This window comes from Lachnospiraceae bacterium GAM79 (assembly GCA_020735665.1).
Lineage (GTDB): Bacteria > Bacillota > Clostridia > Lachnospirales > Lachnospiraceae > Coprococcus.
The window spans coordinates 2356967-2378737 of record CP085928.1 but is presented as its reverse complement, the minus strand read 5'-3'; the positions used below and the strand labels follow the sequence as shown (position 1 = coordinate 2378737).

Here is a 21771-nt window from a genome sequence, read left to right as displayed (position 1 = left end):
GAATCTACATGGCAGGTATATTATATCTGGTCGCTACGCCGATCGGGAATCTCGAAGATATGACATTCCGGGCGGTACGCACACTGTCAGAGGTGGATCTGATCGCAGCAGAGGATACGAGAAACAGTATCAAGCTGTTAAATCATTTTGAGATAAAAACACCGATGACCAGTTACCATGAATTTAATAAATATGATAAAGCAAAGGTTCTGGTGGACAAGCTTCTTACAGGAACAAATATTGCAGTTATAACGGATGCCGGAACACCGGGGATCTCAGATCCGGGTGAGGAACTGGTACGGCAGGCACTTGCGGCAGGAGTGACGGTAACAGCAGTACCGGGGGCATGCGCCTGTATCACGGCACTGATCTCATCGGGACTGCCGACCAGACGGTTTGCATTTGAAGCATTTCTGCCACAGGATAAGAAAGAAAAGGCAGAGGTTCTTGCAGAGTTAAAGGATGAGACCAGAACGATGGTGATCTATGAAGCACCACACCGATTACAGAAGACACTTGCGGAATTATTTGATACACTTGGCGACCGGAAGATTACACTTTGCCGGGAACTTACGAAACGGCATGAAACAATCGAGCAGTTCGTGTTGTCAGAGGCAATCAATTATTATGAAGAGCATGAACCGAGGGGCGAATATGTAATGGTGATCGAGGGAATGGATGTGGCTGCGGCAAAAGCAGAGAGGCAGCAGGAGTTCCTTTCGATGACGATAGAGGAACATGTCGCTATGTATGAGAAACAGGGCATGACGAAAAAGGACGCGATCAAACAGGCGGCAGCAGACCGTGGCGTTCCAAAGCGTGAAGTATATAATGTGGTTATGCGATAGAAATAAACAGTTGTAAAGCTCATGCCGGAATTATTCATGAGAGATAGAAATGATGATTTGCAGGCAGTTATAAACAGATGAAAGGTGAAAGGGGTATAAACATATGGCGTGGTTGGAGATATCAGGAACAGTTGGCAGGGTGGCAGTCTGCCTCGGATTTTTTATTGCAGGTATGGCGATTTTCTATCTGTTGACAAAGGTGATCTACCGGATACCGGAGAAGCAGCAGTTAGAGCGGTTGCACGAACCGGGAAAATTCAGAAATGCAGGGATTGTTATATTTGGCGGTGTGGCAGCGGTTTTATTTACCGGATTTTTCGGTATGGGATTACAGGGGATTATTTATTTTCTGTTTCTGGCAGTTCTTACCGTAGTGACCTTTATAGATATGGATACCATGGAGATCCCATTTATGCTGAATGTCATTATCTTTGTGATGGGCGTGGTATCTCTGATCCTTCAGTTCGTGTCGGATGCAGTTCCGGGATCTGAGTTTCTTGCAATGGATGAGGTTACGATCGTATCCAGACTGATCGGAATGATCTGTATCAGCCTTCCTTTATATCTGATCGTTCTGTTTATTCCGGAAGGCTTTGGCGGCGGAGATATCAAGCTGATGTTCGCTGCCGGCTTCTTGCTTGGCTGGAAAGCAACAGTGGTCGGTTTCTTTATCGGTTTGATCCTTGGCGGAATCTATGGTGTGATCTGTCTGGTTCGCAGAAGTCATGGTAAAAACGACCATTTTGCATTTGGCCCGTTCTTAAGCGTGGGGCTTGCGATCGCACTTTTCTGTGGAAATATCATCATGAATCATTACATCGATTTTATAAAAGCGGCTATGAATCCTGAGATATAGAAAAAACTGCTTGTGTATTCAAGGGAGATTGAGTATACTAAAGGGTATGGATGTTTAACGCGTTAAAGCGTTTGAGCGAAAAAGTTACAATGTATGGAGGAATATGGAAATGCCGATTATAGATTATCTGGAAAGAAATGCCAGAGAATTCGGGGATGACGTAGCACTGGTTGAGATTAATCCTGATGTCACAGAGACAAGGAGAGTAACATGGAGAGAATATGAGCTGATCGAGGCGAATCCAACCTGTCAGTATAGAAGAGAGATCACGTGGAATGTATTTAACGAGAAAGCAAATCGTTTTGCAAATCTTCTGGTCTCCAGAGGAATCCGGAAAGGAGATAAGATCGGTATACTGATGATGAACTGTCTGGAATGGCTTCCGATCTATTTTGGAGCATTAAAGACAGGAGCTTTGGCAGTACCGCTTAATTTCCGTTATGATGCAGAGGAGATCAAATACTGTGTAGAGCTTGCAGATGTGGATGTTCTGGTATTCGGTCCGGAATTTATCGGACGAGTAGAAACAGTTGTAGATGAGATTGCAGAGAAGCGTATTTTGTTATACGCAGGCGGTAACTGTCCGACATTTGCAGAGGACTATGATAAGCTTACGGCAAACTGTTCCAGTACCTTTGAGAAAAGAGATATCAAGGACAGCGACGATGCGGCAATTTATTTTTCATCAGGAACTACGGGTTTCCCGAAAGCAATCTTACATAACCATGAGAGCCTGATGCATGCAGCTACGGTGGAACAGAAGCACCATGGACAGACAAAGGATGATGTATTCTTATGTATTCCGCCTTTATATCATACAGGGGCAAAGATGCATTGGTTCGGAAGTCTGATCACAGGCGGAAAAGCAGTTCTGTTAAAGGGCGTTAATGCAAAGACTATTCTTCAGACCGTATCAGATGAACAGTGTACCATTGTATGGCTGTTAGTACCATGGGCACAGGATCTGTTGCTGGCATTAGAATCAGGTGAAGTAAAATTATCGGATTATAAGCTGGATCAGTGGAGACTGATGCATATCGGAGCACAGCCGGTTCCACAGAGCCTGATCAAACGTTGGAAAGAATACTTCCCGCATCATCAGTATGATACGAACTATGGTCTGTCAGAGTCTATCGGACCGGGCGCGGTACATCTGGGTGTTGAGAATATCGATAAAGTCGGTGCGATCGGCGTTCCGGGATATGGATGGCAGGTGCGCATTGTAGATGAAGATGGTAAAGATGTGAAGCAGGGAGATGTCGGAGAACTGATATTAAAAGGTCCCGGTGTTATGACCTGTTATTATAAGAATCCAGAAGCAACGGCTGAGACATTAAAAGACGGATGGCTGTATACCGGAGATATGGCGGAACAGGACGCAGATGGATTTATCTATCTGGTTGACCGTAAGAAGGATGTCATCATCAGCGGTGGTGAGAATATCTACCCGGTACAGATTGAGAATTTCTTAAGTAAATATCCGAAGATCAAGGATGTAGCTGTTATCGGACTTGCGGATCCGAGACTCGGTGAGATTACAGCGGCAATTATTGAGACAAAGGATGGCATGGAATGTACCGAAGATGAAATCAATGAATTTTGTAAGGAACTTCCAAGATATAAGAGACCAAGAAGGATTATTTTTGAGGATGTACCGAGAAATGCAACCGGTAAGATCGAGAAGCCGCTCCTTCGTAAGAAGCATAAGAGCGATAACCTTGTTGCAGCCGAGAATAATGCATAAAGAGATCACAGATCGTGGCATTATACAGATAGAGAAAGCAGAATCTGATATGTGTTCTTTACAAACTCAGATGTGTGTGCTTAAATATATAGTCGGAATCACAAAATACAACAGGAAGGTAAGATAATCATGAAGACACCATTTGTAACAAAAGCACAGGTTGATGAGATGATTAAGAAATACCCAACACCATTTCATCTTTATGACGAAAAAGGAATCAGAGAAAATGCAAGAAAGTTATATCAGGCATTTTCATGGAATAAGGGATTTAAGGAGTTCTTTGCGGTAAAGGCGACTCCAAATCCTACTATTCTTCGTATCTTAAAGGAAGAGGGATGCGGTACGGACTGCTCATCACTGACAGAGCTTATGATGTCAGATAAACTGGGATTTACCGGAGACGAGATCATGTTTTCATCCAATGATACGCCGGCAGAAGAATTTGTTCTTGCTAAGAAGCTTGGTGCAACGATCAATCTGGATGATTTCACACATATTGACTTCCTTGAAAAGACAGCAGGAATTCCTGAGAAGATCTGCTGCAGATATAATCCGGGTGGAACCTTCTCTATTTCCACAACAATCATGGACAACCCCGGAGATGCCAAGTATGGTATGACCAAGGATCAGATCATTGAGGCGTATCGTATCCTGAAGGGCAAAGGTGTAAAGAGATTTGGAATGCATGCATTTCTTGCAAGCAATACAGTGACGAATGACTACTATCCGGTTCTTGCAAGAACCTTATTTGAGGTAGCGGTTGAGATTAAGGAAAAGACAGGCGTAAAGCTTGACTTTATCAATCTGTCAGGCGGCGTAGGCGTTCCGTATACACCGGATAAAGAGCCGAATGATATCCTTGCGATCGGCGAAGGCGTAAGAAAGGTATATGAGGAGATCCTGGTTCCTGCAGGAATGGGTGACGTAGCTCTTTACACAGAGCTTGGACGATTCATGTTGGCTCCTTATGGCCATTTGATCACAACAGCGATTCATGAGAAACATACACACAAGGAATATATCGGTGTAGATGCATGCGCAGTTAATCTGATGCGGCCTGCCATGTATGGTGCATATCACCATATTACAGTTCTTGGTAAAGAGAATGAACCATGCGACCACAAATACGATGTAACAGGTTCGCTGTGTGAGAATAATGATAAATTTGCGATTGATCGTATGCTTCCAAAGATCGATATGGGAGATATTCTGGTAATTCATGATACAGGTGCACATGGCTTTGCAATGGGATATAACTATAACGGCAAGCTGAAATCCGCAGAGGTTCTCCTCTGTGAAGACGGCAGTACCAAACTGATCCGCAGGGCAGAGACACCGGATGATTATTTTGCTACATTAGACGGCTTCTGGAATGTGGATCTGAACGAAAAATAAGTTCACCTGAGACGGTTGAGAATCGTTGTGCCGGGTTATAGAAAAAAGCAAAAAAAACAGCCATTTTGGAGAAATATTTGTTCCCAAAATGGCTGTTTTAGTTTATACTGAATTTTAGTCAGGCTTTTTCAGGTTCCGGGTAATCAATACCAAATGTGTCAACAGTTACGGAAGCCATTTTCTGTTCTTTTACAGGACGATCACCGTAAGTTGTTCGGGTTGTTGCAATCTTATTTACAACATCCATTCCTTCGATTACTTTGCCAAATGCAGCGTATGCACCGTCTAAATGAGGAGCGGCCTTGTGCATGATAAAAAACTGGGAACCTGCAGAATCCGGTCGCATGGAACGAGCCATGGAGAGAACACCTTCAGTGTGCTTCAGGTCGTTCTTGAAGCCATTCTGTGAGAATTCACCTTTAATGCTATAGTTTGGTCCGCCCATTCCGGTTCCTTCCGGGCATCCGCCCTGAATCATGAAACCATTGATGATACGGTGAAAGTTCAAACCATTGTAAAAGCCTTTTTTTACGAGTGAGATAAAGTTATTAACTGTATTAGGAGCAATGTCCGGGTACAGCTCAGCCTTTATAACATCACCGTTTTCCATTGTAATTGTTACTATTGGATTTGCCAAAATAAATCGCATCCTTTCATTTATGATGAGGCTATCATATCATTACAGGCTTTACAAAGTCAATGTTGGATGCATTGTTTTGGGTTGGGGTATATTTTTTATTGGGGAATAAAAAGTTACAAACAGAAAAAGGAGAAACGCAGAGTGAAGAACGGAAAAGGTATTAAGGTAATTATTGTATTGGTCGTCGTTATTGCCCTTGTTGTGATAGGCGGATTAAAGATTAAAAATGTCTATGATGGCTTTATGGATGAGTACAAGGGGACGGAGAGCGCATCGGGAACAGATGTAACGATCGAGATTCCGGAAGGAGCATCGTCAAAGAAGGTGGCAGCGATCCTGCATGACGCCGGACTGATCAAGTATGAATATGCATTTGTATTACGAGTGAAAGAATCAGAATACAGAGGACGGATCCAGCCCGGTACATTTACACTGAACACCGGAATGAGTACACTCGAGATGATAGAAGAACTTTGTTATGTAGAACCTGTCAAGGAAGTTGTTGATACACTGACGATACCGGAAGGATACAGTATCGAACAGATCGCAGCAAAATGTGAGGAGCAGGATATTTGCAGCTCGGAGGAATTCCTGAATGAAGTAAAGAACGGAAATCATCAGATCCCGTTCAGTACCGGAGACATGAATACAGATGGTGCGAAGTACGACCTTCAGGGATATCTGTTTCCGGCAACCTATGATATTTATGAAGATACGACTGCGGCAAGTCTGATTGATACGATGCTGGAAAAATTCCGGAGCGTTTATACCTCAGAATACAGTGCCAAGGCAGCAGATCTTGGATATACAGATTATCAGATCCTGATCATGGCATCAATCGTGGAACGTGAAGCAAAGATTGACAGTGAGAGACCGATCATTGCAGGTGTTATCTATAATCGTTTAAAGATCGATATGATGCTTCAGATGTGTCCGACGGTTCTGTACCCTCTGACAGACGGAATGTATGATAAGTCAGAGGTTACTTATGATGATCTGGAGATCGAATCACCATACAACACTTATAAAAATACCGGACTTCCGGTAGGACCGATCTGCAATCCGGGTCAGGCATCGATAGAGGCTGTATTATATCCGGATGAGAACGATTATCTGTATTATCATACCAGTGATGCCGGAGATGGAAGCCATATCTTCTCATCCACATATGATGAACATATTAATACGCAGTAATGTATTGGGCAGATTGCCGATTTCTTTTTAAAAAGACTTGCGATATATGGTGAAATTATATATACTTATAGAGTATGCATGAACAATGGGATAATTTGTTACCTTATATGCACAGCAGAACGTGTGATAGGAGGATTGTTTGATGAGAAAAGTGAATTTCAAAGTAAGAAATATAGGCTCTGAAAAGTATTTGTCTTATGTTTTGGATGATGAGACAGATCTGGATGAAGAGTTGCTTGATTACCTTGATGATAATAAAATTGCAGAACTCATTGATATCATTTATGAAGAAGATGATGAGAATGATTATCTTACATACAATATAACGGACAGAACAACAGTTGGAGCACTCCTTTCAGGCACGGTACATGCAGAGATGATGCTGGGTATAATCAGAGGGGTTGCATCAGGAATTATGAATATGCGTGATCTGGGAATCCCTGTTTCATATGTTATTCTGAATAAGGATTTTACATATGTAAATCCTGTAACGTTTGATGTAAAGATGATCTGTATTCCGGTAGGATCGGATGTGGCAGCAAATGCGGAATTTAAGGCTTTTGTAAAAGGCCTGATTCTGAATGCAACATATGCGGACGATGAAGATTGTAATTATGTTGCTAAGCTTATAAATATGCTGAATGTAGAGAAGTTCACGATCAGGGGATTTGTCGGGCAATTGACAGAGTTAATGGAATCTGCAGGTATGCAGGTGGAAGAAGAATTTATGGATGTCGGTGATTCAGGTGTGGAAGTATCACAGTCAGTTGAAGTTCCGCAGTCAGATACATCACTGGATGATCTTCCTGAGTTCAAGGATATTCTGTTTGACGACGATGATGATGGACTTGAGATGTACGATGAAGAACCTACTGAGGAGAATACGATATTCAAGGATCTGGATCTGAATGAGAATACTGACAGTATCGGAAGCTCGGTAAATATGGATGTCTTTGATGAGAGCAATCTTGAGGAGCTTACTTTAGACGAAGATACAGAGATTGAAGACGATGAATCGGAAGAAATTGCAGAGGAGACGGAAGTTGCGGAAGAAGCTGCGGGTGAGATCAAAGCTGCAACAGAGATCAAGATAGAGACTCCTGAGGATGACGGAGAAGCAGAAGGTATGACAGAGATGCTGGCATCCGAAGCTGAGGAGTCAGAACAGGCATTTGACATAAAGGAAGTTGCCCATACAGCAGAGGGTGTAACTGAGATTATGGCAGAAGAAAAGAAGAAGGAAGAAAAACCGGTTCTGATCGATACACAGGATCTTGATAATCTGATCGAGAATCCACCGGTAATAAAGAATATTAGAATCAATCGTGCTAAGATCATACAGAAGGCAGTAGATGAGACGGAAATAGATGAAGCAGTTGATAATCCGACAGAGCAGATCAGAGGCGCAGGTGATGTAGATGAGGCAGATGCAAAAGAACCTGAGACACTCACGACACCGGTTGTGCCTACGGAGAAGCCGGAGGAGGAGAGTTCATCAACCGGAACCACAGTAGAGCTTACAGGTGGAATGAGTGTTATAAAGGATCAGACACCTGAGGAAGAGAAGAAGCCTGCACCGGGCATACCAAAGGCGATGCCATATATTATTAGAGTAAACACGAAAGAACGTGTGATGGTTAACAAAGCGGTATTCAAGCTTGGTAAAGCAAATCGTGGTGTTGATTTCCGAATCGACGGAAATGGTGCGATCAGCAGAGTTCATGCGATCATTTATCAGAGAGATGATGGCTGCTACCTGAAAGACAACAAAGCAACCAATGCTACATTAGTAGATGGTGTGAAGCTTGAGGAAGGTCAGGAAGTAAAACTGAAGAATGATGCTATGATCACGATCGGCGGAGAAGATTTTATTTTCAAATTAAGTTAATAAATTTATCACCTCGGGGAGGGGTGAACACGAGCAGGTAGCAATACCTGCTTTTGGTGTATAACAAGATAGAATGGAGAAAAGGGTTATGAAGAAAAACAAAGTAATACTTACAAGAACCGGCGAGGAATATACATGCAAGTATCTGCTAGATGCTGCAGATGTTGTTGATACAAAAGTGGATATGGGTATGTCCGGAAGATTTCCACAGATCATTCCATATACACTTGAGGAAAAAGAAGGACAGAGAACATTTGTATATCAGATCGGTGAACGGATGCAGATGACAGAGTTTCTGAAAAAAGAGATCAATAAGAAACAGATGCTTACATTGTTGTATAATGTATTGTCTGCGCTTGAAACATTTGGAATGAATATGATATCCCTGAGCTATGTGGCTAAGGATATTCAGTATATATTTGTCAATCCTGAGACATTGGAGGTTTCCTTTATCGTCGCTGCAGTTGATAAAGAGATAACAGATCTGAATGAAGTCCGGGATTTCGTAAAAGCTATTATCTGTGATGCAACTTATTTTGAGATGGATAGAGATAATTATGTTGCACGTTTAATTTCATTCACAAATCGCAGAGGAACATTTTCTATCAGTGATATGAAGAAGTATGTGGATAATCTGTTGCTTGATATGGGTATCCACATCGAAGAAGAGAAAAAACAGGAAGTAAAAGAAAATAAAACGGCAGCTGATAAGGTAAGTCGTGTCGGAGTCATGCAGAATCAGGCTAAGATGTCACAGCCGGTATCTCCGATGTCAAACGGTCAGCCAATGCCGGGACGTCCGATGCCGATGCCGAACGGTCAGCTGATGCCGGGACGTCCGATGCCGATGCCGAATGGTCAGCCGATGCCGGGACGTCCGATGCCGATGCCGAACGGTCAGCCGATGCCGGGACGTCCGATGCCGATGCCAAACGGTCAGCCAATGCCGAATCGCCCAATGCCAATGCAGATGGGACCGGACGGCAAGCCGGTAGCACCGATGCCGAACGGTCAGCCAATGCCGAATCGCCCAATGCCAATGCAGATGGGACCGGACGGCAAGCCGGTAGCACCGATGCCAAACGGTCAGCCGATGCCGAATCGCCCAATGCCAATGCAGATGGGACCGGACGGTAAGCCGGTAGCACCGATGCCGAACGGTCAGCCGATGCCGAATCGCCCGATGCCAATGCAGATGGGACCGGACGGCAAGCCGGTAGCACCGATGCCGAACGGTCAGCCAATGCCGAATCGCCCAATGCCAATGCAGATGGGACCGGACGGCAAGCCGGTAGCACCGATGCCAAACGGTCAGCCAATGCCGAATCGCCCAATGCCAATGCAGATGGGACCGGATGGCAAGCCGGTAGCACCGATGCCAAACGGTCAGCCAATGCCGAATCGCCCAATGCCAATGCAGATGGGACCGGACGGCAAGCCGGTAGCACCGATGCCGAATGGTCAGCCAATGCCGAATCGCCCAATGCCAATGCCGAATCGCCCAATGCCAATGCAGATGGGACCGGACGGCAAGCCGGTAGCACCGATGCCAAACGGTCAGCCGATGCCGAATCGTCCGATGCCAATGCAGATGGGACCGGACGGCAAGCCGATAGTACCGCCGGTATCTTCGATGAATGGTGCAGCACCGATGCCGGAGAAGAAACCGGAGGCAGCACCGGTACCACCGATGCCGGAGAAGAAGCCGGAGGCAGCACCAGTACCACCGATGCCGGAGAAGAAGCCGGAGGCAGCACCGGTACCACCGATGCCGGAACAGAAGACAGATGCGCCGAAGCCACAGGCACCGGTGCCTTATCTGTTAAGAACAGCAACAAATGAAAAAATCTATATAAATAAGCCGGAATTTGCAATCGGAAGATCGACAACAAAGGCAGACTATACTGTAACCGATAATTCAGATGTCAGCAGAATCCATTGTATTATCGAGAGAAAGAATGGTGTCAGCTATATTAAAGACAATCAGTCAACCAATGGTACATATGTAAACGGAAAAAATATAGCAGGGCAGGAAAATGTATTTTTAACAAACAATGCAAAGGTTTCATTGGGAGATGAAGAATTTGTATATCATATAAGATAAGCGTGGGGACAACAGAGCAGGAGAGAAGTATGAAGTATAAAGCAGCGTATTACACAGACGTAGGAATAAAAAAGAAAAATAATCAGGATTCTCTGGCAATTAAGATTGCAGAGACGCCGAAGGGATCTGCGGTATTTGCAATTATCTGTGATGGTATGGGAGGACTTGCAAAAGGCGAGCTTGCCAGTAAAGAAGTGATATGTGCATACTGCGACTGGTTCGAGAAGGATTTTCCGGAACTGGTGATTTCCGGAACATTTAATGCTTCCATATTGAAACAACAGTGGGATATGATAGCAATTAATGAAAATGAGAAATTAAAAGCATACGGAGAAGCACAGGGGATCATGATCGGTACCACTCTGTCTGCAATGTTGATGTATGGAGAACATTACTACATTATCCATGTAGGAGACAGTCGTGTATATGAATTAACAACAGAGGTCACACAGCTTACGAAGGATCAGACGCTTGTAGCGCGTGAGGTTGCTGCCGGAAGACTGACACCGGAGCAGGCAGAGAAGGACAGCAGAAGAAGTATTTTATTACAATGTATCGGTGCATCACCTGTGGTAGAGCCTGATTTTATCAGAGGATATATCGAAGAAAATGCCTGCTACATGTTATGCTCAGACGGATTCCGACATAAGATATCAGAGAATGAGATGCTGGATCGTATCGGACCGAAAGCGGCGCTGGATGAAAATGCCATGCGTGAGGGTTGCGCTTTCCTTACAGAACTGGATAAGTACAGAAAGGAAACTGATAATATCACGGTATTGTTAATTAAGACAGAGTAGTGGGGAGATAAGATGACAGAATTAGGTACAGTATTAGATGGAAAATACGAAATACTGAAAAAAGTTGGTCAGGGTGGAATGTCAATTGTTTATCTGGCGATGGATAATCGACTGAATAAACAGTGGGCGGTTAAGGAGATCAAAAATGATGGTTCCAAAAGCGTTGAGACTCTGTTAAAGGGTCTTGAACGAGAGGCAAATATTCTTAAAAATGTAGATCATCCGGTTTTGCCGCGAATCGTTGACATCATAAATGAAAATGGAACGATTTATGTAATCATGGATTTTGTTGAGGGAAAACCTTTGAATGAAGTCCTGAAGGCAGAGGGAGCGCAGGAGCAGTCGGATGTAATTGAGTGGGGACGCGCACTTGCCAGTGCACTTGATTACCTGCATTCTATGAATCCACCTATTATTTACAGAGATATGAAACCATCCAATGTTATGTTAAAGCCGGATGGATCTGTGAAATTGATTGATTTCGGAACAGCAAAGGAATATGTAATAGAGAATAATGCAGATACGACAGCCCTTGGAACAAGGGGTTATGCTGCACCGGAACAGTTCGGTGATGCACAGGGACATGGTATCTATAATACAGATGCAAGAACAGATATTTATAATCTGGGTGCGACATTATATCATTTGGTAACCGGAAAGAATCCATGTGAACCGCCGTATGAGATCAAGCCGATCAGACAGTGGAATCCGATGCTTTCATCAGGACTTGAGCAGATCATTATCAAATGTTGTCAGCCAAATCCAAATGACAGATATCAGTCCTGTTCAGAGTTACTGTATGCGCTGGATCATTACAATGAATTGGATAATGAGTACCGGGCAAAGGCAAAGAAGAAACTGATCATGTTTTGTACGATGGGTGGATTGTCATTGGCATCTGTTGCATGTGCAGTGATCGGCGGCGTGAAGAAGAATGAGATCAAGGAACAGAATTACAGCAATAAGATCTTAGAGGCAGAGAATGCATTACAGGATAATGATGTAAATAATGCAATCAAAATCTATAAAGATGCGATCGCATTGGATGAGACATCTTCAGATGCATATCTTGGTTTGTTAGATACATATGCTTATTATTACGATGCCACACAAGATGCTGAGAAGACATCATCCGAAGGCATGGACAGTGGAGCTAAGCTTGGTGTGCGGTATGTAACCAAGTATATTGATAAGGTTCAGGATGATGTTGTTTATGAGGTAGCAATCCTTTATTACAATGAAATTCAGGATTACAAAGCTGCAATGCAGTATTTTAATCAGGTAAACGATAAAGAGAACTTCCCGGATGAAGCTGCACAGGCATCTTATTATTCCGCTATCTGTGAGAATAAGATCAAGAAGAATTCCAACTTTGCGAACAGCCAAGAGAACCTGTTTAATTTTGAAGAATATAATAGCAGCAATCTGGAAGATACCAATACAAGTAAATATGTGAATTATCTGAATATCGCTTCAATATATGTTGATAATCTTGGAAGTGAAGCAGACGATATGCCACAACGGACGATTGCCCTGTTGCAGGAAGCAAATGAGAAACTGGACGAGAACAGTACAGCATTATCAAATGCGTTCCCTGAGGATCGAAACGTAAAGTATTATACAGCACAGTACGCAAGGATCCTGTATTCGGTATATTCCTATGAAGCAGAAAATGCAACAACTGATGATCAGAGGGAATCCTTCTATCTGAAAGCAGTTGACGCATTGAATCGTTATCTTGCAAGTATCGATATTACAGACAAGAATATTTCTGACAATACAAAGAAATCTTATGTCAAATATATGAAGGAAGAAGCTGAGACATATATAGCACTTGCAGTTTCTAGCGGTAAGAAAGATTATTATGATTCAGCTGAAAAGATATATAAGACGGCAGAAGACAGCATGGGTACAGAGGATTTTGCGGCAGACATATATGTAAGTCATCTGAATTATCTGTACGACAGATATTCGGGAGAATACGGATCTAATCCAAAGAAGTGGAGAAGTGAAGGAATATCCAAGGTACAGGCAGTTTACAATGCAGGTAAGAAGATTAATATACTTGCAAATCGTGGTAACAATGAATGGAACTCGTTAATCGTGAATTCTGCAATTGCCGGAGTAATTGATGGCACAGCAGCTGCTAAGTGAGAGTGAGGGTGATAACAATGAATGAAACTATATGCAATATAATGTTATTCGGTGGCATAGCTCTTGCAGTTGTATTTGCGGTTGTTGCAGTTATTTTGTTTGTAAAGTTAGATATACCAAAGGTGATCGGTGATCTGTCCGGAAGTACCGCGAGAAAGCAGATCAGGGAGATCCGGGAAAAGGGATATGAGAGTGTTCAGGGAAGCGGTGCTTCCAAGAAGGACGCGATCAAGTCTAAGGATAGTACCGGAAAGATCGAGGTAAGAGATATCAAACGGAAGACCTCCCGTTCAGAAGAACTGGAAAAGAAAGGTAATGAACGGTATCAAAAGGCAGTCAATGAGCTTAAGAAAGAACAGCAGAGCCGGATGGATGAGTTCGAGCGTGAGACAGATATCTTACAGGGACCGGATGATTACGAGAAAGAGACAGATATCTTAACAGAACCGGATGATTACGAGAGAGAAACCGATATATTATCGGCGGATGTAGATTACGATGAGGCAACTGACGTATTGACGCCGGAAGATGATGCAGATGAAGCAACCGATGTTCTGACGATGGAAGATGATACAGAGGGAGCAACCGATGTTCTGACGATGGAAGATGATATGGAGGGAGCAACCGATGTTCTGATGATGGAAGATGATGCAGAAGGAGCAACCGATATTCTGGCAGCGGTGGATGATGAGGAAGCAACTAATGTTCTGACATCGGATGAAGAAGCAACGAACGTTCTTTTAAATGAGGCGGTTCATGGAACGAAGCCGGAAATAAAGGATCGTGCAGGTTTCAAGATAGTAACAGATATCGTCGTAGTACATACAGATGAATCAATATAAGGAGGGAATGACCAATATGAAAAAGAATAAGTATTTGCATCGATTGATCGCGTTGGTCATGACGGCTGTTATGCTGTTGTCACTGGTGGCGATAGATAACAGATTTGGAATAGCGGCGAAAGATGAGTTCTCAAAAGAGGTCATTGATCTGGAAGATTATATTCCAAAGAAAGTAAAGTATAAAGAAGCAAAAGACGGAAGCGTTAAGATTGACAGTGTTAAGGAGATTGAGATTACGGTTCCGTTAGAGTCGGCAGTTACATTTAAGGGCGACTATCTGATGGAAGCACTCGATGCTGACGATGCTAATGAGGATCAGAAGGTAGCAACTTCCTGTGATGCAGATGAGAAGGATGCACCAAAGAAAGCGTCCAAGATCAAAAAAGTAAAGGTTGAAACGGTGGATGATGAGTACCGGTTCGCTGTATATAAGACAACGAAGGAAGAGGGCATATATGACTTTGCCGGTATCGTTGCCGTATATAGTGACGAAGGTAATGATCCGGTTCCGGCAGTACCGGTTCCGACGATTCAGGCGTCTGTAACAGAGAGCGATGAGCTGATCGCTAAAACAGGTTATTATTATGCAAAACCGGGATCATCTGTCAATATTAAGCTGGCGATTGCTGATGGTACAGATGATACATATATCCGTCAGGAATCAGAAGACCCTGCTGATATCACAAAGGTAGCTTATACTGTGGATGGTGGTGCAGAGACGATCATAGATGCAGATGACGATGGTAATTATGCATTAACAGTTAATGAAGCCGGAACTTATGAATTCACGGTTACAAACCGCGGCGGAGAGTCTGGTGTATCGGCTGTAAAGATCCTTTATCCAACGACAGTTCAGATTACAGATGTAACAGCAAGTGAGAATACAACGGTAAAGAAGGTTGGAGACAAGATTCAGGAACTTCTGAATAAGGTAGATGCTTCGATCAAAGTAACTGTCTCTGCAAAGGAGACAGTAGATGGAAGCCTTATGCCGCTGACCCTGAAATACAGACTGGCAAATGGTGCTGTATGGGGAGAATGGCAGAAAGCAGATATGACAGAGGATGTAGATGCAGGCTGCTATAAAGCAAGTGTATCGATTCCGAAGTCTTCAGCAACCGGAGAAGATTATAAAGTTGCGATCAGTGTATGCGATTCAGACTATACAGAAGTCTCTACATATACATTTGACGAAAACGGTGCGATCGTATTTATCGATGATGATGAACCGGATTTCGTAAGTGGTGTTGTAAACACATATCAGGGAACATCAGTATCCGCATCTACAAGCCTTGGTTCATACAGCTATAATTCTGATAGATGGTATAGCAGACTTGCAGTTAAGAATGTAAAGACAGAAGAAAATCATTCACCGATTGACTTTGTTGTAGCAACATTTGATGGCGCACCGTTTGATAGGAATATAGAAGTATCCGCAAATGGAAATAAATATACTTATACATATACAGATTGGGATAGTGATACAGTAGATTTGGAAGATGGTGTACATACAATCTCTTATGCAGTAACGAATCGTATGGAACTGGACAGCATCAAAAATGTCACATTTAATCTGGATGCAACAAAGCCTGTAGTAACAGTAACGAGTGCAGTTAAGAATGCAGCTGTAGCACAGGATGAGAAATATGTAGTAAGCGGGGCAACAGGAGAGACATTGACTGTTACAGCTACAGATCCGGGAAACGATGTCGGAACAGGAAGTGGCGTAGCAAGTACAAAGGTTACAGTAAACGGAAGTGAGAAAGCATTAGCGGCAGACAACACTCTGACACTTGCAGATGCAGGCGTATATGATGTCGTTGTGACTGTCACAGATAAAGCCGGAAATGAAGCTGCACAGAAGTTTACGGTTATCGTAAATAATGAAACACTTACGGACGAAATTACGGCAAATGCGGATGGTACACCGTTAGATCTCTCCGATCTTGTATATACAGGTGGCAATAATGTTACAGTAACATACAAGGTTACAGGACTTGATCTTGATCAGAACGATGTGATCAGTAATGTGGTAAGAAGGGATTCGGATGTAACAGGTACTACAGGTGAACAGATCACACCGACGATTGCGAAGAATAGTTCCGGTATAAATACAACCCTTACTCTTATTTATACATTACAAAAAGAAGGAGTCTATTCTTTCAATATCAAGACAAAGCATCATTATATAGATCTTGAGAGTGATGCAAATACAACAGAAAAGAGCTGTACGATCGCGTACGATAAGAGTGCTCCATCTGTTACAACGATGGAATTTGTAGACTATGAAGCCGGTATCGATAATGTATATTATTATTCAAAAACTACAGTTCCTAAGATCAAGATAGCTGCAAAGGACAGCATTGCAATCAGGAGTTATAAGATTACAGATCAGAACGGACAGGAGATCGTGTCTGAAAACTTATCGACGGATCCGAAAAAAGAGTTAGAGCAGACGTTTGAATTGACAGCAGGTATTCAGGAGAATCAGCCATATACGATCACATTCTATATCGATGATATGGCTGGAAACGGTATATCAAAGAATGTTTCTGATGAAGGTATTCCATATCAGTTTGAGATCGACAGCATTAGCCCTGATCGCGTTGCGATCGCCGATATGGCAGATGACGGAAGTCTGAATCTTAAGAGCTACTGGAATGGTTCGGCGGTTACGGTAAGTGCATCAGCGGAGGATAACCATTTCATTACATCATTTAACGCGGAAGCAATCTGCGATGGAAAGGCAGTTGCTGAGCAGGAACAGCAGGTAACAGCAAGTAAGAATGCATCTGCAGCATTTACATATAGTGAAGCCGGCACGTATGAAGTGACAGTATACGCATATGATGAAGTCGGAAATGTGAATACAGCGACCTGTCATTTTGTGATCGACGGAAAGCCTGCAGATATCAGCTTTACCGGTATTCCTGACAATGGAATATACAGAAATGATTCAAAACATCCGATCACGATCAATGTAAAAGATGATTATGGAATCAGCGCTGATAAGGTAAAGATTACTGAATACTATGAAACTTATGACGGTACAAAGGGACAGCTAACTGTTCTTTCGGAAAATACAGATATTAAGACAACAAAGGCAACTGTTAATTCCTGTGAGGTTATTGACGGTAAGCCGATGAAATATTATTTCAATGTGGAAACAACTGATAATTCAGGGAATGTTTCAAGCACAACAAGTAAGACCTTCTATTACGATGATATGAATCCGGAGATATCAGTAACACCGGATATCGTATCAGAGGAAAAAGATTATTATTACAATGATAAGGTTACATTTAAAGCAAATGTAAAAGAGCAATTTGCACTTGGAACGGTTGTATATCTTCTGAATACAGAAGACTATGATCTTGCAACAAAGGCTTCTGATTATAAGAAGAAAGCGATCAAGACATATACACTTGACGATCTGTGTGAGAAGACATTTGAATTCTCTGCAAGCAAGGCAGGCTTCTATGACTGGACTGTCGTTGCAGTAGACGGAGCAGGCAATGAAGATGCCGTAACCGAGATGCAGTTCACGATCGACAAGGAAAGACCGGAGGCAGAGATTGATGGTGTGCCGGAAGATGGTTTGTCGACAGGTACAGAGGTTGCGATCACAATTACAGATAATGAGGCACTTGATAAGGATGACTTCACTGTTATTCAGCATTATAAATACTACAATGGCACAAAGTATAAGAAGAAAACCGTTAAAGTAAAGCAGACCAGTGCAAATGAGCTGACGGCAACCGCTAATTGTGATGAGATGGATGGCAAGGCATGTTCATATTATTTCACAGTGGTCGGAAAAGATAAGGCCGGAAATGAAGTGATCTATGATCAGAATGCATCCAAATTCAAAGTGGATGGAACAGCACCGGAGATTACGATCACACCTTATCCGGATGAGAATGACGGATATTATAACAAGGGCGTAAGATTCAAGATCAATGTAAAAGAGCAGTTTGAAAAGAAGCATAAGATAACAGTTTCTGATAAGAATAAATCTGTGAACGGAGATGCGGATGATGTATTTGTCTTAAATGGTACAGATGGTACATTCGAGGTTAAGAGAAATGCAGAAGGCATCTATAACCTGAAGATTAAAGCAGAGGATGCATTCGGAAACCTTGCGGAAGATAAGGTTAGCTTCATTGTTGATAAGTCGGCTCCGACGATCGGTATAGCGACCGTAAGCAAGCTGAACAATGGGAATGTAGCCTTAAATGTAAATATTGCAGATAATTATAAAGGAAAAGAATACATCGTACATGTGATAAGGAAGGATGCTTCCGGAGCAGTTGTATATAATAAGGATTACAGAAAAGAAATCTGGAAGACAACTACCGCAAATCCGGATCTTGTATTTACCGATGAAGGTGATTATGAGATTTCCGTATCTGCAGAGGATAAAGCCGGAAATAAGAAGATTGCAGAAAATGTAACCTTCCGAATCGATAAGACCGCACCGGTTCTGTCAATTACAGGTGTTGCGGATTCTCAGACAACGGATTGTACAGCGACTCTTTCCGTAAATGAGGCATTCCCATTTTCTTATGATGGTTCGTCACTTGGCAGTACAGATGTTACGGCAACTATCACAAAGAAGACAGACGGAGCAGGAACAACAAATATAGCTACACTGAATACAGGCAATTTCTCAAGTGGTAATCCACATACAGCTACATATTCCTTTACAGAAGATGGTGAATATACGATCACATTTAATGCAAAGGATATGGTTGGCAATACAGCGGCTGCCGTAACGAAGACATTCAAGGTAGATAAGAATGCGCCTGAGTTATTTGTAACGGCAGTAAACAGCAAGAAGTCAAATATAAGCGAATACCAGATCGTCGGTGGTGCTTCTGATGATTCAAAAGACTATGTAGATATGAATCTGGAAGTAAAGGAGACATTCTTTGCTACAAATAAAGTATCGATCACCGTTCATAAGGATGGTAAAGATGTATCATCCGGCTACTTTAAGAACTTCAGCAGCAGTTCTGAGGTCAGCAGAGGCAGCCAGCGGTTTGAAGATGATGGTGTCTATACAGTTGAGATCTCAGCACAGGATGCGATTGGTAATAAGGCAAAGGATTACAGTATGGCGTTCACGGTAGATAATACCCCGCCATCGGTTGAGAATACAGAGAAGATGGAAGGCTTTGCAGCCCGTAGAAATGAGAATGGAGATCTGTTGCTGAACAGCAAAGATTTCTCGGATATCAAGGATAAAGGCTATGATGCATTCTGGACTGTAAATGATACTTCTGTATTTACAGCAAGTGTTAAGCTGGATGGAATCGACTTCGTTGATTTCTCCGATCTGACAGACGGATATCATACGATGATGATTGAAGTAACAGATGAGGTCGGACATAAGACTACGAATACATTTGATTTCACCTATGACGGAACTGCACCTCGAATCATTATAAGTGGTGTGGACGATAAGAGCGTTGTAAGAAATCCATTTACAATGTCGATCGGACTGGAAGACCCGGATGATACGATCACGGAGATTGTGATCAATGGCAAGACTATTGATCCAACGTTGTATAAGGATACAAATTCATATGACTTCCAGGTATCTGATTATGGAAAATATGAAGTGAAGGTAACAGCAGCAGATGCGGCCGGTAACGTATCATCAACTTTTGATGCTGAGACGGGAGAAGTATTCTCCTTCCAGCTAAGACAGAAGCTTTCACCGGTTGTTATCATTCTGATCATTCTTGCAGTTCTTATTCTTGCAGGAATCATAATCTGGATCATACTCAGAAAGCGCAAGAAAGCACAGCAGTAAATTAAAACATAGAAAGAAAGGGACCACGCCCAAACAGGCGTGGTCTTTCAATGAGGTGACATAAATGGCATTAAGAGCGGTAGCATTTGATATGGATGGAGTCCTGATCGATTCCGAGAAGGTATACAGAATGTGCTGGTTGAAGAATGGATTGTCCATCGGTATCCCGGAGAATGAGATGTCGAAGATCTGTGACCGGATGGCAGGTGGAACCAAGAAGACAAATGCGCATGTGATGAAAGAAAAAATGGGCGAAGATTTTGACTATCTTGCATTCAGACAACGCACAGTGGATATGGTCGAAGCATATCTGAATGAGCATGGCGTTGAATTAAAGCATGGCGTGATCGAGACACTAAAGACTTTAAAGGCAAGAGGAATCAAGATGGCGGTTGCAACCTCGACGGATCGGGAACGGGCAGAGGATAAACTGATTCGAAGCGGATTGCTTCCGTATTTTGATGATGTGATCTGTGGGGATGAGATCGAGCGTGGAAAACCATACCCGGACATCTATCTGAAAGCCTGTGAGAAGCTTGGTACGAAGCCGGAGGAGACAGTTGGAGTAGAGGATTCCATTAATGGTGTGACAGCCTCCCACGATGCAGGACTGTATACCCTTATGGTGATCGATCTGATCCAGCCGGATGAGGAAACAAAGAAGAAAGCAGACCGTATCAGCAACGATATATTTGAACTGACGGAATTATTTGAAGACTGATGAAGCAGTTTGACTTCGAAAATGACATCTGAAAATGATCGATATAGCAGAATAGAGGCTGATCTCTGGAATGAAAGGAAACCTTTCGGCATATAGTAGTGTCAGGAGGTTTTTCTATGATTACAGGACAGAAAATTTTCAGCCTGTTAAAGGCACTTGCGGTATCTTACATAATAACAGCGATCCTGCTGCTTGTAACGGCACTCCTCATGTACAAGCTGGGGCTGGGTGAAACGGCGATTCATCTGAGTATTATCATCATTCATGGCATCTCTGTGTTCCTTGGCGGTTTTCTTACCGGCAAGATGGTGAAGGAGCAAAAGTATATCTGGGGATTGATGCTCGGAGTGTGCTATGTGCTGGTGATCGGTATTGTATCTTTCATTATGAACGGTACGATCCACATCTCTGCCGGAGGAACATTAACGAATGTGATCCTGTGTCTCGCAGCCGGAATGCTTGGCGGAATGCTAGGTTAGAGACAAGTTTTTCGTAAAAATACTTTGACTTTAAAGCATGTTGTGTTATAATTTCGCTATATGACATAAAAAGGAGAAGTGTACCTATGAAGAGAATAAAGACACTCACAAACAGAACAATGAAGAACACAATGGTTAAAGGTGGATGCGGCGAATGCCAGACATCATGTCAGTCAGCTTGTAAGACATCATGCACAGTCGGAAATCAGAGCTGTGAGAATGCTGAGAACAAGTAAGAGATCATTGTAGACAGACAACCACAAAGGGGACCGTCAAACAAATGGCAGT

Annotated in this window: 15 protein-coding genes; 14 read left to right on the top strand and 1 reads right to left on the bottom strand. The window is 42.8% G+C overall.

The features are described 5' to 3' along the window. Nucleotides 1-8 precede the first annotated feature (8 nt). From rsmI to LK416_10750, 4 genes are all read left to right on the top strand, one after another. Nucleotides 9-848, top strand: a complete 840-nt coding sequence (gene rsmI / locus LK416_10765) for a 16S rRNA (cytidine(1402)-2'-O)-methyltransferase (GenBank protein UEA74133.1) — start codon at nucleotides 9-11, stop codon at nucleotides 846-848. 103 nt (nucleotides 849-951) lie between these two features. Continuing rightward, nucleotides 952-1704: an A24 family peptidase gene (locus LK416_10760; GenBank protein ID UEA74132.1), complete on the top strand. Its 753-nt coding sequence runs from the start codon at nucleotides 952-954 to the stop codon at nucleotides 1702-1704. A 109-nt stretch (nucleotides 1705-1813) separates the two neighbouring features. Then, on the top strand, nucleotides 1814-3448 hold the full coding sequence (locus LK416_10755) for an acyl--CoA ligase (GenBank protein ID UEA74131.1): 1635 nt from the start codon (nucleotides 1814-1816) through the stop codon (nucleotides 3446-3448). A gap of 126 nt (nucleotides 3449-3574) precedes the next feature. Beyond that, a complete protein-coding gene (locus LK416_10750; GenBank protein UEA75912.1) occupies nucleotides 3575-4843 on the top strand; it encodes a diaminopimelate decarboxylase in 1269 nt (422 codons plus the stop codon). Between the two features lie 118 nt (nucleotides 4844-4961). On the opposite strand, the gene LK416_10745 is transcribed toward LK416_10750, so the two are convergent. Then, complete coding sequence (locus LK416_10745; protein ID UEA74130.1) at nucleotides 4962-5480, bottom strand: peptidylprolyl isomerase; 519 nt, start codon at nucleotides 5478-5480, stop codon at nucleotides 4962-4964. A gap of 144 nt (nucleotides 5481-5624) precedes the next feature. Here LK416_10745 and mltG point away from each other — a divergent pair, with 144 nt between their 5' ends. The 10 genes from mltG to scfA all read left to right on the top strand — a co-directional run bounded on the left by mltG (nucleotide 5625) and on the right by scfA (nucleotide 21719). Beyond that, nucleotides 5625-6677, top strand: coding sequence for an endolytic transglycosylase MltG (gene mltG / locus LK416_10740; GenBank protein ID UEA74129.1), 1053 nt, complete (start codon nucleotides 5625-5627; stop codon nucleotides 6675-6677). Nucleotides 6678-6819: 142 nt separating this feature from the next. After that, nucleotides 6820-8565 (top strand): FHA domain-containing protein, encoded by a 1746-nt coding sequence (locus tag LK416_10735; GenBank protein ID UEA74128.1) that lies wholly within the window; start codon nucleotides 6820-6822, stop codon nucleotides 8563-8565. Between the two features lie 88 nt (nucleotides 8566-8653). Next, nucleotides 8654-10669 (top strand): FHA domain-containing protein, encoded by a 2016-nt coding sequence (locus LK416_10730; protein ID UEA74127.1) that lies wholly within the window; start codon nucleotides 8654-8656, stop codon nucleotides 10667-10669. A gap of 29 nt (nucleotides 10670-10698) precedes the next feature. Beyond that, nucleotides 10699-11469, top strand: coding sequence for a serine/threonine-protein phosphatase (locus LK416_10725; protein UEA74126.1), 771 nt, complete (start codon nucleotides 10699-10701; stop codon nucleotides 11467-11469). Between the two features lie 12 nt (nucleotides 11470-11481). Beyond that, complete coding sequence (locus tag LK416_10720; protein ID UEA74125.1) at nucleotides 11482-13623, top strand: serine/threonine protein kinase; 2142 nt, start codon at nucleotides 11482-11484, stop codon at nucleotides 13621-13623. A gap of 17 nt (nucleotides 13624-13640) precedes the next feature. Beyond that, nucleotides 13641-14465: a hypothetical protein gene (locus tag LK416_10715; protein UEA74124.1), complete on the top strand. Its 825-nt coding sequence runs from the start codon at nucleotides 13641-13643 to the stop codon at nucleotides 14463-14465. A gap of 16 nt (nucleotides 14466-14481) precedes the next feature. Next, entirely contained in the window at nucleotides 14482-20283 is a 5802-nt protein-coding gene (locus LK416_10710) for an Ig-like domain-containing protein (protein ID UEA74123.1), read from the top strand. 64 nt (nucleotides 20284-20347) lie between these two features. Continuing rightward, a complete protein-coding gene (locus LK416_10705) occupies nucleotides 20348-21004 on the top strand; it encodes an HAD family phosphatase (protein UEA74122.1) in 657 nt (218 codons plus the stop codon). A 116-nt stretch (nucleotides 21005-21120) separates the two neighbouring features. Further along, nucleotides 21121-21483 (top strand): TIGR04086 family membrane protein, encoded by a 363-nt coding sequence (locus LK416_10700; GenBank protein UEA74121.1) that lies wholly within the window; start codon nucleotides 21121-21123, stop codon nucleotides 21481-21483. A gap of 86 nt (nucleotides 21484-21569) precedes the next feature. Then, on the top strand, nucleotides 21570-21719 hold the full coding sequence (gene scfA, locus LK416_10695) for a six-cysteine ranthipeptide SCIFF (protein UEA74120.1): 150 nt from the start codon (nucleotides 21570-21572) through the stop codon (nucleotides 21717-21719). Nucleotides 21720-21771 lie beyond the last annotated feature (52 nt).

What these genes read in the sequence shown, in the direction of transcription:
- rsmI (UEA74133.1), top strand. Translation starts at nt 9, where the DNA reads ATGGCAGGTATATTATATCTGGTCGCTACGCCGATCGGGAATCTCGAA.
- LK416_10760 (UEA74132.1), top strand. Translation starts at nt 952, where the DNA reads ATGGCGTGGTTGGAGATATCAGGAACAGTTGGCAGGGTGGCAGTCTGC.
- LK416_10755 (UEA74131.1), top strand. Translation starts at nt 1,814, where the DNA reads ATGCCGATTATAGATTATCTGGAAAGAAATGCCAGAGAATTCGGGGAT.
- LK416_10735 (UEA74128.1), top strand. Translation starts at nt 6,820, where the DNA reads ATGAGAAAAGTGAATTTCAAAGTAAGAAATATAGGCTCTGAAAAGTAT.
- LK416_10730 (UEA74127.1), top strand. Translation starts at nt 8,654, where the DNA reads ATGAAGAAAAACAAAGTAATACTTACAAGAACCGGCGAGGAATATACA.
- LK416_10725 (UEA74126.1), top strand. Translation starts at nt 10,699, where the DNA reads ATGAAGTATAAAGCAGCGTATTACACAGACGTAGGAATAAAAAAGAAA.
- LK416_10720 (UEA74125.1), top strand. Translation starts at nt 11,482, where the DNA reads ATGACAGAATTAGGTACAGTATTAGATGGAAAATACGAAATACTGAAA.
- LK416_10715 (UEA74124.1), top strand. Translation starts at nt 13,641, where the DNA reads ATGAATGAAACTATATGCAATATAATGTTATTCGGTGGCATAGCTCTT.
- LK416_10710 (UEA74123.1), top strand. Translation starts at nt 14,482, where the DNA reads ATGAAAAAGAATAAGTATTTGCATCGATTGATCGCGTTGGTCATGACG.
- LK416_10705 (UEA74122.1), top strand. Translation starts at nt 20,348, where the DNA reads ATGGCATTAAGAGCGGTAGCATTTGATATGGATGGAGTCCTGATCGAT.
- LK416_10700 (UEA74121.1), top strand. Translation starts at nt 21,121, where the DNA reads ATGATTACAGGACAGAAAATTTTCAGCCTGTTAAAGGCACTTGCGGTA.
- scfA (UEA74120.1), top strand. Translation starts at nt 21,570, where the DNA reads ATGAAGAGAATAAAGACACTCACAAACAGAACAATGAAGAACACAATG.